Source organism: Sphingomonas sp. ABOLG, assembly GCF_003950435.1.
Lineage (GTDB): Bacteria > Pseudomonadota > Alphaproteobacteria > Sphingomonadales > Sphingomonadaceae > Sphingomonas > Sphingomonas panaciterrae.
Genome location: NZ_QQWW01000001.1, coordinates 234336 through 248638, shown reverse-complemented (window position 1 = coordinate 248638; position 14303 = coordinate 234336). Strand labels below are relative to the sequence as shown.

Here is a 14303-nt window from a genome sequence, read left to right as displayed (position 1 = left end):
ATGTTCAGCGTCGTCGTGGCGACTGCGCCCGCTCCGGTGGTTAGCCTGGCGGAAGCAAAGCAACACCTGAAGGTCAGCCATTCCGCGGAAGACGCGCTGATCGAAGGGATGGTGGCTGCGGCGACGCAAACAATCGACGGCCCCGAAGGATGGCTGGGCCGCGCGGTGGGCGTGCAGACGCTGGAGGCGCGGTTCAGCCTCCTGTTCGACCGCCCGTCGCTGCGGCTTCCCTATCCGCCCGTGGTGGAGCTGCTGACCGTTCGGTACCTCGACCGCAGCGATGCTGAGCGCTCGGCTGATCCGGCCGACTTCGACCTTTATGGCGACGCGGTGTCGCCGGCCGGTTCCACCTGGCCATGGGAGGGCGCATCGCTCCGGCCCGATGCAGGGCGCATCACGTACCGCGCGGGCTACGAGACCCTGCCGGCGCCGATCCGAGTGGCAATCCTCCTGATGGTTGGCGATCTCTATCGGAACCGTGAAACGACCGCAGCAGTCGCGATGAGCAAGGTGCCGATGTCGACGAACGTCGAGGCGCTGCTCAATCCCTTCCGAGTTTACACCTTGTGAGCGGGCTGGCGCGCGGCGAACTGGATCGCCTGATCAGGATTGAGCGGCCGATCGCGGACGAGAGCTTCGACGGCGCCGGTTCCGGCACGTGGGTACTGGTTGAGGATAACGTCTGGGCGGGCATCAAGGATGTACTGCCAAGCCGCGCCGAGCGGCTTGCTGATGGTATCACGATCGCCACACGCCCCGCTCGCGTCCGCATGGATTATCGTCCGCACCTCACCAGTGACATGCGCTTCGTCGATATCACCGACGGCGTCGACGGTCGGGTGATGCAGATCGTCGCTGGTCCAGCGGACATCGGCAGGCGCGATGGCAGCGAGCTTATGGTCGAGGATTACTCGACCGCTGGCAACCACGCCTGATGGCTCGCGCGCGTGGAGGCGCCGCGACGCGCCGTTACATGCAGCAGCTGCCAGAGCTGTTTCGCGAGCGCGTATTGCGCGGCGCGGCGCGGCGTGGAGCAACTGTCATCGCCGACGGTGCGAAGGAGCGGCTAGGCGGGCGTAGCGCGGATGGGCCTGGCGGTGGAAAGGTGCTGATCGCCGATTCCGTGAAGGTGCGTGTCAGGCTGAAGGGCGAGGTTGTGCGTGGCCGCGTGTTGCTGAGTGGGCCGGGCGCTTATGTCGGCCGCTGGCTTGAGTACGGCACGGATCCGCACTTCATCAGCGTCGACCCGCAATACCGCAACGGCATGACCGCCCGGCGGATCAACAAGTCGATCGCTGATGGCAACGAAAGCCTGAAGACCAGCCTGGTCATCAACGGCAAGCCGGTCGGCGCGACGGTTTACCACCCCGGTGCTCGCAAGGTGCCGTTCCTGCGGCCGGCCGTGGATACGCTGGAGCGCGAGGCGCTTGCCGCGGCGCAGACTTACATCAACGCCCGCGCCACTCGCGCCGGCCTTCTGGCAGGCCCCGCAGCTGAAGAGGATGACGCATGAGCGGCGCCGATGTTGTTACCGGCAGCGATATCATCGGTGCGCTGCTGCGTGGGTATGAACCGCTGACCCGCTTCGTGCCTTCCGACCGGATCAAGGCTGGTCGTTTGGGCACAACCCCCCTGCCCGCGCTGGTTATTACCATGATCAGCAGCGTCGATCGGCAAACCCTCAAGCGTGGCCGCATGGTGCGACGTACCGATCGCATCTCGGTGACGGTCCGCGCCGAGAGCCACCGCGACCGTAAGTTTGCGATCCGGCTCATCCGCCTCGCCTGCGCTGACCGCACCGGCAGGATTGCCGGCGCCGAGCGCGTCTCGGTGCTTACGGCGGGCAAGGGCCCGGAGGTCGATGGACCCGCCGACAGCTTCGAACAGGCGCAGGACTTCAAGGTCAGTTTCGACGAACCCGCTTTCTGAGGAGAAAAGCCATGTCAGCTACCAAAACCATCAGCGCAAAGGTGCTGCGCGACTTCAACGACGCCGGCTCCGAAAGCCGCTTCACCAAGGGCAAGACCGTCCCGCTCGAGGTCGGTGTGTTCGACAACTACCGTGCGGCAGGCCTGGTCGAGGCAGCGTCGGAGGACGCAGCGCCGGCTGGCGGTGCAGCTCGCGCACCGCGCCCCCGCGACTAACCCGCTCGTCCGCCATCCGGCGGGCGAATCCGCCGGCGCTGCCGGCCCATCTACAGGAGAACACCCGATGAGTGGTTCCACCGCCGCAGGTTCGTCGATCGCCATCGGCGCGACCGCACCGGCCACCTATGACGCAGCAGGCTTCACGGCGCTGGCGCTGACCGAAGTCGGCGGCGTCGACAAGATCGGCTCGCTCGGCGCCAGCTTCGCCAAGGTCGAGTTTCAGCCCCTCAAGGGACCGAAGCAGAAGTATAAGGGATCGGTCGACTACGGCGCCCTGCAGCCGACCTACGCGATCGACGCCGAGGACGCCGGCCAGGCTCTGATGGAAACGGCGGCCGACGACGAGACGCAGAAGCTCTACCCGATCGTCGTCACCTATCCGACCGGCCAGAAGCGCTGCTTTATGGGCCGCGTGTTCGGCTCGCCCGAGACGATCGATGGCGCCGACACCATGCTGATGGCCGCCCCTGCGATCGAGATCTGCTCGAAGCCGATCAAGATCAACCCGGCCGGCTGATCCCACCATTTCCCGGCGCCCGCGACGCCGGCTTTCTTGCATCGGCTCGCCCCGCACGTCGCGGGTTTGCGGGGCGGGTCGGTGCGCCATCCTCCCGCGAAGGATTATCCATGACAAAGCTGTTCAACATCGCCGCCCTCGCTGTCGCCTCCACCGCGATGATCCACGTCAAGGATGCGAGTGGCCAGCCCGCCTATGCGGACGCCGAGCGCAAGCTGCCGATCCGCATCCACCTGCACGGCCCGGGCAGCGACATCGCCGGCATCGTCGAGAGCCGCCAGTCGGCCCGCGCGCTGAAGCGCTATCAGGAGAACGACGGCAAGATGACCGCCGCGTCGCCGGAAGAGCGTCTCGCCGAGACGGCCGCGGATCTCGCCACCCTCACGGCTCGGTTCGAAAACTTCACCTATGGCGAGGGCGAGCTGACCGGCGAGGATCTCTTCCGCGCCGTCTATGCCGATCCGAAGCTCGGCTTCGTGACCAAGCAGGTCGCAAAGTTCTTCGGTGACTGGGGAAACTTCAGCGACGCCTCGAAGGCGGCCTGACCCTCTGGGTCCGGCAGCTGGCGTGGTATCATACCGCGCCAAAGCCGGATCCCCGGAGCAAACGGGGAAAGGGTGACGCGCCGGTCGCGTTGCCCACCCGCATCGAGCAGCTGAAGCGGCGCAAGATCGATCCGCAGATGCCGCCCAACGCCGCGCCGCACATCACCGACCGCCTGATCGAGATCGGTCTGACCGAGGCGGCCGGGATGGGCGCGGTGCCGCTCAGCTGGCGCGAGATCAAGGCGTGGCGCGAGAGCGTCGGCCTGACGATCGAGCCATGGGAGATGCGGCTGCTGCGCCGCCTTTCCGCCGCCTACCTCGCCGAGACCCGCCGGGCCGAAAGCGAGCTTTGTCCGCCGCCCTGGCGGACGCAACCCACCGCCCGCGAACGCGAGATCGAACTGGCCGAGCTGCAAAGGCTGCTCGACTGATCGATCCCGCGTTCGCTCACCGATGACCGGGAGGAACGCCGATGCTCGACGACGATGCTCCCGGTCTCCACGCCGATTTTCTGATCGACACCGGCAATTCGGCTGACGAGCTGATCCGCCTGGCCTCGGTCATGGAATCGACCGAGGTGAAGGTGCTGGCGGAGGCGCAGCGCATCGAGCGCGCCACCAGCAACATGGTCGACACGACGGCCGCGACCGCGGGGATCAAGGCGTTCGCCGATACCGCCACGCGCGAGGTTCAATCAGTCGTCGCCGCTGCCAGCCAGTCGCGCGCCGGCCTCGAGCGGATCTTCGGCCGCCCGCTGAACTTCAGCACCGGTGGCCCGGCCGCGACGCGCGAGCTGCAGGCGACCGCGCGCGAGGTGAACAAGACCGAGAGCGAGATCGAGAAGCTGATCGCGGCGCTCGATCGCGAGGCCGCCTCTCTGGGCAAGACGCGCGACGAGCAGCGTGCCCTTCGTGCGGAGCAGCTCGCTCTGACCGCCTCCACGCAGGGCAACACCGACGCGGCCGACCGGCTGCTGGCCAGCATGCGCCAGCTTGATGCCGCGCGCGAATCGCTGGCGGAAACGAAGCTCGCCATCCAGCTGGCGGCCGAGGCCGGCGCCGCGCGCGAGCGTGCCGCAGCCGAGGCCCAGCTGGTCGCCGAGCTGCGCGAGCGCGAGCGGATCCAGGCGGCACTTGCCCGCATCGATGGATCCGATCGCCCGCGCGCAACCGACGCCGGCGCGACCTTCAGCGCGCTTGCCGCCAAGGCGGCCGAGGACGAGGCACGCGCGACCGCGATAGCCGCGGCATCGGCCAAGCAGCTGGCGGACGAGCATGCCCGCCTTGCGGACCAGGTGCGTGGATCCCAGCTCGCAATGGAAGCTGACGCGGCCGCGGCCGAGCGGCTGCGCATGAGCACCGATCCGCTGTACGCGGCGACCGTCCGGATCAACGCCGAGATCGCCGAGAGCACCCGGCTTTATTACGCTGGTGCCACGGCGCCGGCGGAATATGCGCGCCAGCAGATGGTGCTGACGCAGCGCCTCCACGAAGCCAGCCAGGCGCATGACATCATGCAGGTGGCGGCACGGCGCGGCAGCGGCTCGCTGACGCAGCTGTCGTTCCAGCTGAACGACGTTGCCACGATGGCGATGGCAGGATCCCCGCCGTTCCAGATCTTCGCCACGCAGATCGGCCAGATCATTCAGGTGGCGCAGCAGGCCGAGGGCGGCGTGAAGGGCCTTGCCGGCGAGATCGGCGGCTTCCTTCTGCGCTTCTCGCCGCTGATCGGCGTGATGGCGGCCGGTACCGCCGGCTTCCTGCTGTTCGACCGCGCCGTGTCGAAGGGCGTCGACACCAAGGCGATGATCGATGGCCTGGGTCTTACCAAGGACGAGATCGAGAAGCTGAAGAACACGTCGGTCAGCAGCGGCGATGTCATCAAGGCGACGTTCCAGGTCATGGCCTCACGCGTCGGCTTCCACCTCGGCGATATGACCAAGTTCTTCGGCGACGCGCTCGACTGGATCACCAAGGCCGGCCGCGTGTCGCTGGCGGCGCTCTACTCGATGTTCGTGGGCACCTTCCGCGGCATCGCCGCGATCGTGAAGGGTGTGTACGACGGCAAGGGCGTGGGCGAGATCCTGGCCGACGTCGGCGACGCCTATACCGGCGCGTTCGACGAGGCCAACGGCGCGATGGTCCGCTTCGGCGAGGACGTCACCAAGCAGATCGCCTCCAACAAGCTCGCCGACCTGAAGAAGCAGGCCGACGCGCTGAAGGAAGACCGGACCCCCAAGAAGGACCGCCACGGCGAGCAGCTCGAGCGCGAAGGCCGCGCGATCGAGGCCCAGATCCGCAACCTCTACGGGCTGGCCGATGCCTATGGCGTGTCGGGCGCCGAGGCGCTGATCGCGGAAGCCCGGGTGACGGCCGAGAGCGAGGCGATCAAGAAACGGGCCGACATCGAGGAGCGCGTTGCGCGCCAGGTGCGTCTCGCTATCGCGCAGCGCGTGTCCGACGCCGCCAAGTCGACGGCCGCCATGCGTGACGAGCTGGCAATCCAGCAGGCGATCAATGCGGAAGTCGCTGCGGGCACCGTGCCGGCGCAGCTCGCGGCCGATCTGGTCCGCGACCGGCTCGAGGATCTGCCCCTTCTCGCGGCGCTGGAAGCGGCTGAGAGGGTCAAGGATGCGCAGGGCATCAAGGCGGCGTCGGAAGCGCTTGATGCGCAGCGAGCGACGCGCGAGCGGCTCAACGAGGCGCAACGCGAACAGCAGCGGCTCAACGCGATGACGTCCGGCGCCGATCGCCTGGCAGAGCTGCAGGAAGAGCTGCGCCTAGTGGGGGCGACCGAAGAAGTGCGGGTGCGTGCGCTCGCCACGTTGCGCGCGACGCAGGAAGCGGCCGCGAATGGCTGGACCGGGCAGAAGGGCGCCGATTACGTCAAGCAGCAGGTCAAGATCGCCGAGACGCAGGTCCAGCTCGCGCAGGCGCAGGATTCCTTCAACGCCTCGCTGACCTCCACCGCTGACAAATGGGATCTGATCGCCCGTAACGTGCAGAACGCGGCAGGTGGTATGGCCGACGCCTTCGGCGAGGTCGGCCGCTCGATCGGTGACGTCGCCTCCATCTATGCGGGCTTCCAGGCGAACCGCGCCCGCCTCGATGCGCAGCACCAGGCGGAGGTCCGCAAGGCCGGCAGCGACAAGGTCGCGATCGAGCGCGCCAATGCCAAGTTCGCGCTTGCGTCGGCGACGACGCAGGTCGGCTTGTTCGGCGACCTGACGTCGGCCGCCAAGGGCTTCTTCAAGGAAGGAAGCGACGGCTACAAAGCCATGGCTGCTGCCGAGAAGGCGTTCCGCGCGATCGAGTTTGCCCTGTCGGTGCGCGCCATGGCGCAGGACGCGATCGAGACGGCCAGCTCCATCGCAAAGAGCGGCGTTCGCGCCGCGGCGCATGCGGCCGAGGCGGTCGCGAAGGCGATCTCGTCGCTGCCGTTCCCGCTCAACATCGCAGCCGGCGCCGCGACCGCGGCTGTGCTGGCGTCGATCGGCATCGCGATCGGCGGCGCCTTTGGTGGCGGCAGCAAGAAGGATCTCGAGCCGGCCAATACCGGCACCGGCACGGTGCTGGGCGACGGCAAGGCGCAGTCGGAGAGCCTGAAGCGGTCGATCGACCAGCTGCGCGAGGTCGATACGCTGACCAACACGTTCGCGCGCCAGATGGCCGGATCGCTCCGCTCGATCGACGGCCAGATAGGCGGCCTGGCGGCCGTCCTGGTCCGGTCGGGCAACGTCAATGCCGACAGCAAGGTCGCCGAAGGCTTCAAGCCTAACGCGATCGGCTCGGTGCTGGGCGCCATTCCGCTGGTGGGCGGCATCCTGTCGTCGCTGTTCGGCAGCAAGACGTCGGTCATCGCCAGCGGCCTGTTTGGCCGCGCGCAATCGCTTGAGCAGATCCTCGCCGGCGGCTTCGACGCTTCCACCTACAGCGACGTCGAAAAGAAGAAGAAGTTCCTCGGGATCACCACCGGCACGTCCTACTCGACGCAGTACGGCCAGGCCGACGCGGGTCTCGAGAACCAGTTCACGCTGGTGCTGCGCTCCTTTGCCGACGCGATCGCCGGCGCGGCCGAGCCGCTCGGCCAATCGACCGGCGCGATCGAGGCACGCCTGAAGGGCTTCGTCGTCAACATCGGCAAGATCGACCTGAAGGGACTGTCGGGCGCCGAGATCCAGGAGAAGCTCGAGGCTGTGTTCGGCGCGGCGGCCGACAACATGGCCAGTGCCGCTTTCCCGGGAATCGAACGTTTCCAGAAGGTCGGCGAAGGTGCTTTCGAGACGCTGGTGCGCGTGGCGTCGACGGCCGAGGTAGTCACCAACGCGCTCGGCCAGATGGGTGGCGCCGCGCGTGCCATGTCGATCGACGCCAAGCTCGCGCTGGCCGACCAGTTCGACAGCATCGGCGATCTGACCGGCGCGATCGGGAGCTATTTCGAGGCGTTCTACACCCCGGCCGAGCAGACCGCGGCAAAGACCGAGCAGCTGACCCGCGTTTTCCGCGATCTCGGCCTCACGATGCCGGCGACGCTCGCCGCCTATCGCGAGCTGGTGGACGCGCAGGATCTGAACACCAGCGCCGGTCAGGCCGCCTATGCGACGCTGATCCAGCTGGCGCCGGCATTTGCCGAGCTGCAGGAGAAGCTCGCCGGCGCCAAGTCTGCCGCCGACGTCGCCTCCGAGCGCGCGGATCTCGAGCGCCGGCTGCTCGAGCTGCGCGGCGATACCGCGGCGCTCCGCGCGCTCGAGCTGGCGAAGCTCGATGCCAGCAACCGCGCGCTGCAGCAGCAGATCTATGACCTGCAGGATGCGCAGGAAGCCGCCCGGGCAGCCGACGAACTGCGCAAGGCCTGGTCGTCAGTCGGCGACAGCATCATGGACGAGGTGCGGCGGATCCGCGGCCTGGCCGATGCCGGCGGCGGCAACAGCTTCGCCTCGCTGATGGGCCAGTTCAACGCCGCCAATGCCAAGGCACGCGCCGGCGACATGGATGCCGCCAAGAGCCTGCCGCAGCTCAGCCAGGCGCTGCTCAGCGCCGCAGCCGATGCTGCGACCAGCCGGCAGGAGCTGGCGCGTGTCCAGGCGCAGACCGCCGCGGCGCTCGAGGCGACCTATGGCGTGGTCGGTGCGCTGGCGACCAACAAGCCGGAGAGCAAGGCCGAGCAGATCGCCAGTGCGGTCGACGGCCGGGCGATGGCGCCGAGTTCGGCAGCGAACGACGATCGCGCGGCCGAGCAGAGCGCCTTGCGTGGCGAGATCGCGCAGCTGCGCGCCGACATGACCGCCGGCACCGCGGCGATCGCCGCCAACACCGGCCGCATCGCCAGGCACCTCGACAATGTGACCGCCAGCAGCGGCGGCGAGGCCATCGCGGTGGAGGCAGCATGAAGATCATCACCGACACCGGCACGATCGAGCTGGGCACCACCGAGACGACGCCGCGTATCGGCATCGTCGACTATTCGAAGCGCGTGACGGACGATTTCGGCGTCACCACGGTGGTCGAGCGCGGCTTCTCGCAACGGCTGTCGGTTCGCATGGCGCTGCCGTTCGGTGACGTCGACGCGCTGCAGCGCCGGCTCGCGGATCTGCGCGCGACGCCCGTCCGCTGGGTCGCTGACGATCGCTTCAGCTGGCTGAGTGCCGACGGCTATTACAAGGACTTCGAGCTGGATCTCGCGGTCCCCCCGATCAGCTATTGCACGCTGACGGTCGAAGGCTTGGCTGGGAACGAGATCGTGCCTGACGCGGGCGGCGATCCGGCGCCTGAGGGCGAGGCGTCGACCTTCCAGCTACTGCAACCGGTGCCGGTGACCGATGCCGTCCTGGTCGACAGCAGCGTGCCCGAGGATCCCGCGCCGGCGTGGTCGGCCGACATCACCTATCCCGCCGGCGCGATCGTCGCGCGCGCGCACCGCCGCTTCGAGAGCTTGGTCGCGAACAACAAGGGCAATGACCCCGCGACGAACGGCCCGGGCTGGCTCGACATCGGCCCGACCAACCGCTGGGCGATGTTCGACGATGCGCTCGGCACCGAGACGAGCGCAGCCGGCGCGATCGTGGTCCAGCTGAACGCCGGCGCGGCAACCGGCCTCGCGCTCCTCGATGTTCGGGCGGCGACGGTGCGGGTGCAGGCGCCCGGCTATGACCGCACGCAGCAGGTCGGCGCCGGTGCGATCACCTTCCTCGATCTGCCCGGCGTCGCCGGCACGATCGCAGTGACGATCGCAGGCGCGGGCAATGTCGGCGTCGGCACGCTCCTGGTCGGCCAGATTGTCGGCCTCGGCATCACCGAGGCTGCGCCTTCTGCCGGGATCACCGACTTCAGCCGCAAGGAGGTCGACGATTTCGGCGAGGTGACGGTCGTGCAGCGTGCCTGGGCGAAGCGCATGTCCGCCCGGGCGCTGATCCGCACCGAGGCGGTCGATCAGGTCGCGAACCGGATCGCGGCCGTGCGCGCGCGGCCATCGCTATGGATCGGGCAGACCGGGATCGACTGCCTGACGCTGGTGGGCTTCTTCAAGGATTTCTCGATCGAGGTCGGGCCGACGCTGAGCAAGCTGTCGCTGTCGATCGAGGGGCTGAGCAAGGCCGCCAAGCCGAAGCCGCTCGGCGCCGGCGTGAACTGGGAGGATATCGCCGATCCGACCGGCACCAAGCCGGCGAACAATGCCGACGTCACGGGCGAGAACACCGCGAAGGACACCGAAGCGGTCGGCGGCGTGCCGTCGACTGAGGTGATCGCGCAGCTAGACCGGATCGAGCCGATCGAGGCGCAGTTCAGCCCGATCACGTCGGACATCAGCGCGCTGCAGCAGGTCCAGCTCGGACATGACGACGCGCTGGCGCAGCTTGCCGACGTCACCGCCGACCAGGGCGCGGCACAGCGGCAGATCACCCGCGACGTCGGCCGCATGGACGAGGCGTTGCTTCGCGCGCTGATGGAGAGCGCCCGCACGCGCGAGGTGCTGCGCGATGCCGGCATCGTCGTGGATCCCGCGACCGGCCAGGTGCGGATCTATGCCATCGATCAGTTGCGCGACCGCACGTCGACGGCCGAGATCGCGATCGACGCGGTCAAGGGCGTCGTGGCGACCAAGGCCTCGGTGAACCAGGTCCAGGAGCTGATCGCGCGGGCGGTGCTGGATCCGTCGCAGGTTGCCGAGCTGGAGCCGATCATTGCCCGGCTCACGTCGGCCGAGAGCGAGATCGACGGCCTGAACGCGGCGGTCGCGCTGAAGGCGTCGTTGGTCGAGGTGACCGCGATCGGCGGTCGCGTCAGCACCACCGAGCAGACGCTGGACGCGCTCGCCGGGGAGGTATCGAACAAGGCAAGCACCACGATCGTTGACCAGCTCGGCATCCGCATCGGCTCGGCCGAGCAGATGCTGTCCGCGCTGCCGGATGTGTCGGGCTATTCAGTCACCGTGCGCCAGGCGCGCGTCGCGGCCGACGATGCGGCAGAGGCTGCGCTGCGCGGCATGCTCGCCGGCGACATGGCGAGCCGGTACCAGCTGTCGCAGATCGCCGAGGCGCGGCAGGAGCTGACCACCAAGCTGGTTGATGGCTTCACCGCCGAGGCGATCGCGCGCACGGCGCTGACCGTCCAGATCGGGCAGATCCGCGCATCGGTGCTGTCGGAGGCGCAGGCCAGCGTCACGCGCGACAACTTGCTGACGCAGCAGCTACAGGCGCAAGGCGGCGCGCTGGACAACCAGGCGGCGGCGATCGGGCGGCTCGATCGCGTATCGCTAGACAACGCCGGCGGCATTGCCTCCGCGCAGATGACAATCCGGCAGCAGATCGGGGCGTCAGACAGCAGCGATGAGGCGCTGCTGCGCGCGCTGATCGCCGGCGACGAAGCTGGCCGGGCGCGCATCGCGCAGGCGGTGCAGATCCAGACCGAGTTCACGACGACGCTCGTCGAGAATGAGCGGGCGTCCGCGGTCGCGCGCCAGTCACTGCTCGCTCGGATGAACGCGGCAGAAGCCGCGATCGTCACCACGGCGAAGGTGGCGGCCGAAGCGAACCAGGCGACCGCTCAGCGGGTCAGCGCATTGGAGGTGGCGTTCAATGATGCGTCCACCGGGCTGCTCGCCACGCGCGCGCGCATTGTTGCGCTGGAAGAAACGACGGCCGCGCAGAACGCCGCCTTCGCTCAGCAGTTGGAGCTGATCGAGGCCACTGTCGGCGGGCAAGGCGACGGGCTGGCAGCGATCAGCGCCACCGTGGCGCAGGATCGTCAGGCGCGCGTCGATGGTGATGCCGCCAATGCGTTGGCAGTCGAGCAGGTCCGCACGCAGGTGAACGATCCGCAGACGGGGCTGCCGGCCACCGCTGCCGGACTTGAGCAAGAGCGAACGGCGCGAACTCAGGGCGACGCCGCCAACGCGCAGGAGATCCAGACGATCTCGGCCGCGCTCTACGACCCGCAAACGGGACTGCCGGCAACCCGCGCGATCGTCGCCAGCGATCGTCAGGCGCGGATCGACGGTGACAGCGCGAATGCCTCAGCCATCCAGCAGGCGCGAGCGATCATCGACGGCGTGGGCGGTGTCGGGGTCGAGCAGGCGTTCAGCGCGGTCGCGACCCGGCTCGGCAAGGTGGAGGGTCGCTACACCGTCACCATCGACGCGAACGGCAATCTAAGCGGCTTCCAGCTGATCGGCTCCGACGCGGGACCGGCATCCTTCAACCTGATCAACACCGATCTGCGCATGGGCACCGGCCGGGTCATCTTCAACAACGGCACCTACATGCAGGTGCAGGGCGTGGCGTTTGGCGCCAACGGCGATCTGCTCGAATGGTTCGGGCCGACGATGGCGATCACCAGCTGCACGCGGGCGAACGCGATCAGCTACAAGACGATCACCGGCGATGCCTACTTCGGCGGTTCGCTGTCAGCCGGCGTGCTGAAAAACGCCGTCACCTCGTCGCTGACCACCGCCAACGCCTCGCTTGAGCTTGGCCCATTCGGCACCACCGGCAAGCCGAAGAGCGTCGTTGCGAGCTACAGCTACAGCCTGCGCCGGCGGGTCAATCCACCGGGCGGGTCGATTACCGGGACGCCCAGCGCCACGCTGGTGCTGGAACGGCGCCGCGGCGCCGATGGGCCATGGGTGCAGCTGCAGACCGGCACCATCACCGGCGAAACCAGCTACGATGCGCCGGAAGGCAACACACCTGGCCTCGGCACGCAGACGATGGCGGGTGCGATCACCATCACCGACAATTCTGAAGGTGCGCAGGACTTCTCCTATCGCCTGACGCTGGTGTCGCGAACGCTCGCCACCTTCAACTTCTCCTCCCCCAACGACGGCCCGGCCGGGGAGCCGATCCAGAGCCTCTCGCTCGTCTCCGTCGAACAATAAGGAAACCGAACATGCCCTGGTATCGTGCCGGCAGCGTTGCCGTGACCAATGGATCCGCGATCGTCACCGGCGCGGGCACCGACTTTGTCGGCAACGTCAGCATCGGTGATGGTTTTATCGCGCCCGATCGCGGCGTGTACGAGATTGCACAGGTCGTCTCGGCCACGCAGTTCCTGCTCGCCACCCCCTATCAGGGCGCCACCGCCGGCGGGCAGGGTTACAGCATCAAACCTACCCAGAGCTTCGCGCGAGATCTGGCGCTCGGCGCTTCGCAGCTGCTCAACACCTTTGGCGCGGTGCGGGACGGCATCGGGCAAGGGCTGGTCCCCGATGGGAGCCTGGCTTCGCCTGCAATCCGCTTCTCTGCCGATCAGGATACGGGAGTTGCACGGGTCGGCAACAACACCCTTGGTCTTGTTGCTGGCGGTGCAACCCGGATGAGTGTGGGGCCGACAGGAGTGGACCTAGCCGACGCACTCAGCATTGGCGGCATCAACCCTCGCGTGATGCTCGGTTCCAACGTTGCGGCGTGGCAGATCGACTGCCCCACAGGCACCAACGCGCTGACTTTTGTCGAGCGGCAGTTCTCCTCCGAGAAGATGCGGATCGACGCGGGTGGCAACGTGGGCATTGGCACTTCTCAGCCGACTTCCCGTCTCGACATCATGCTCCCCGGAGCGGGGCCCCGGGTCCGCTTCACCTCCGCAACGGATAATCCCGCTCTTGAGATGTTCCGGTACACTGGCTCAGCGGGTCTGCACTACGGCACTCGCGTTGGCATGAAGCTGGGGGCGTTCACGATCGATCAGGCTGGGGGCGCATCGATCAACGGCCATAGTTGGGTCGAACGGCTCCGTTTGGACGATTACGGCAACCTGCTGGTCGGAGTTTCGACCGGCAGCCATCGGCTGACCGTACGCGGAGCCGACGGGCTTGCCGTGCAGGACCTGGACGGCAATCTTGCGCTCCAGGTCAGCTACGGCTTTTCGGGCGCGACCGCTGGTGGCGAGAGCTCCGCCCCCTCGCTGCTGTTCGCACGCAAGCACTCGGCCACCGGTAGGACGGCGAGCTTCGCGGGCACCGTCAACACGTCGGGCGCGGACTATGCCGAGTACATGGTCAAGGCGGACGGCTGCGGCGTCATTGCCAAGGGCGACGTCTGCGGCGTCGATCGCGGCGGCAAGCTGACCAAGACCTGGGCGGACGCGATCAGCTTCGTGGTGAAGTCCACCGATCCGTCGCTGGTCGGTGGTGACACCTGGGGCGCTCACCTGCCGCCCAAGCCCGAGCAGCCCGGCGCAGAGCCGCGCGGTCCAGCGCTCCCGGCCGAGCCAGCGGTCGACGCTGACGAGGGCGCGATCGAGGCATGGCGAGCCGCACAGACCGCCTATCCGGCGCTGCTTGCCGCCTACCAGTCCGAATACGCCGCCTGGCAGCATGCGACGGACACCTATGCCGCCGACCTGACAGCGTGGGAGCAGGAGCTTGAAGCCGCCCGCCAGCGCGTCGACCGCATCGCGTTCTGCGGCCAGGTGCCCTGCAACGTTGCCGGTGATTTCGAGGTCGGCGACTACATCATCGCCGCGGCCGCCGGCGCCGGAATCAAGGCGATCGCGGTGAGGCCGGACGAGATCACGCTGCAGCAATACATGCGCCGGATCGGCAAGGTCTGGGCGATCCGCGACGGCCGTGCCTGGATCGACGTGCAGCACGGCTGATCGA

The 14303-nt window shown here is 68.0% G+C and carries 11 protein-coding genes; all 11 read left to right on the top strand.

The features are described from left to right. The 11 genes from CA236_RS01265 (at position 1) to CA236_RS01215 (ending at position 14299) form a co-directional block, all read left to right on the top strand. Positions 1 to 570, top strand: coding sequence for a head-tail connector protein (locus tag CA236_RS01265; protein WP_125944223.1), 570 nt, complete (start codon positions 1 to 3; stop codon positions 568 to 570). Then, positions 567 to 935 (top strand): head-tail adaptor protein, encoded by a 369-nt coding sequence (locus CA236_RS01260; protein WP_125944222.1) that lies wholly within the window; start codon positions 567 to 569, stop codon positions 933 to 935. Before CA236_RS01265 ends, CA236_RS01260 begins: the two co-directional genes overlap by 4 nt. A 170-nt stretch (positions 936 to 1105) precedes the next feature. Continuing rightward, a complete protein-coding gene (locus CA236_RS01255) occupies positions 1106 to 1513 on the top strand; it encodes an HK97 gp10 family phage protein (RefSeq protein WP_125944221.1) in 408 nt (135 codons plus the stop codon). After that, positions 1510 to 1929, top strand: coding sequence for a hypothetical protein (locus CA236_RS01250; protein WP_125944220.1), 420 nt, complete (start codon positions 1510 to 1512; stop codon positions 1927 to 1929). Before CA236_RS01255 ends, CA236_RS01250 begins: the two co-directional genes overlap by 4 nt. Before the next feature lie 11 nt (positions 1930 to 1940). Beyond that, positions 1941 to 2144 carry a hypothetical protein gene (locus CA236_RS01245; RefSeq protein WP_125944219.1) on the top strand — a complete coding sequence of 68 codons (204 nt, stop codon included), beginning with the start codon at positions 1941 to 1943 and terminating at the stop codon, positions 2142 to 2144. 67 nt (positions 2145 to 2211) lie between these two features. Then, on the top strand, positions 2212 to 2664 hold the full coding sequence (locus tag CA236_RS01240; protein WP_125944218.1) for a hypothetical protein: 453 nt from the start codon (positions 2212 to 2214) through the stop codon (positions 2662 to 2664). 110 nt (positions 2665 to 2774) lie between these two features. Further along, positions 2775 to 3209 (top strand): hypothetical protein, encoded by a 435-nt coding sequence (locus CA236_RS01235; RefSeq protein ID WP_125944217.1) that lies wholly within the window; start codon positions 2775 to 2777, stop codon positions 3207 to 3209. Positions 3210 to 3298: 89 nt separating this feature from the next. Beyond that, the gene (locus CA236_RS01230) at positions 3299 to 3640 is read left to right on the top strand and encodes a hypothetical protein (RefSeq protein ID WP_241212457.1); all 342 of its coding nucleotides are present in this window, start codon (positions 3299 to 3301) and stop codon (positions 3638 to 3640) included. A gap of 41 nt (positions 3641 to 3681) precedes the next feature. After that, entirely contained in the window at positions 3682 to 8598 is a 4917-nt protein-coding gene (locus CA236_RS01225) for a hypothetical protein (protein WP_125944215.1), read from the top strand. After that, positions 8595 to 12581 (top strand): hypothetical protein, encoded by a 3987-nt coding sequence (locus CA236_RS01220; protein ID WP_125944214.1) that lies wholly within the window; start codon positions 8595 to 8597, stop codon positions 12579 to 12581. Before CA236_RS01225 ends, CA236_RS01220 begins: the two co-directional genes overlap by 4 nt. Before the next feature lie 11 nt (positions 12582 to 12592). Further along, positions 12593 to 14299: a hypothetical protein gene (locus tag CA236_RS01215; RefSeq protein ID WP_125944213.1), complete on the top strand. Its 1707-nt coding sequence runs from the start codon at positions 12593 to 12595 to the stop codon at positions 14297 to 14299. Positions 14300 to 14303: the final 4 nt, after the last annotated feature.

Bases quoted from the DNA above. Each gene is read 5' to 3' on its own strand.
- CA236_RS01265 (WP_125944223.1), top strand. From the start codon at position 1: ATGTTCAGCGTCGTCGTGGCGACTGCGCCCGCTCCGGTGGTTAGCCTG.
- CA236_RS01250 (WP_125944220.1), top strand. From the start codon at position 1,510: ATGAGCGGCGCCGATGTTGTTACCGGCAGCGATATCATCGGTGCGCTG.
- CA236_RS01245 (WP_125944219.1), top strand. From the start codon at position 1,941: ATGTCAGCTACCAAAACCATCAGCGCAAAGGTGCTGCGCGACTTCAAC.
- CA236_RS01240 (WP_125944218.1), top strand. From the start codon at position 2,212: ATGAGTGGTTCCACCGCCGCAGGTTCGTCGATCGCCATCGGCGCGACC.
- CA236_RS01235 (WP_125944217.1), top strand. From the start codon at position 2,775: ATGACAAAGCTGTTCAACATCGCCGCCCTCGCTGTCGCCTCCACCGCG.
- CA236_RS01225 (WP_125944215.1), top strand. From the start codon at position 3,682: ATGCTCGACGACGATGCTCCCGGTCTCCACGCCGATTTTCTGATCGAC.
- CA236_RS01220 (WP_125944214.1), top strand. From the start codon at position 8,595: ATGAAGATCATCACCGACACCGGCACGATCGAGCTGGGCACCACCGAG.
- CA236_RS01215 (WP_125944213.1), top strand. From the start codon at position 12,593: ATGCCCTGGTATCGTGCCGGCAGCGTTGCCGTGACCAATGGATCCGCG.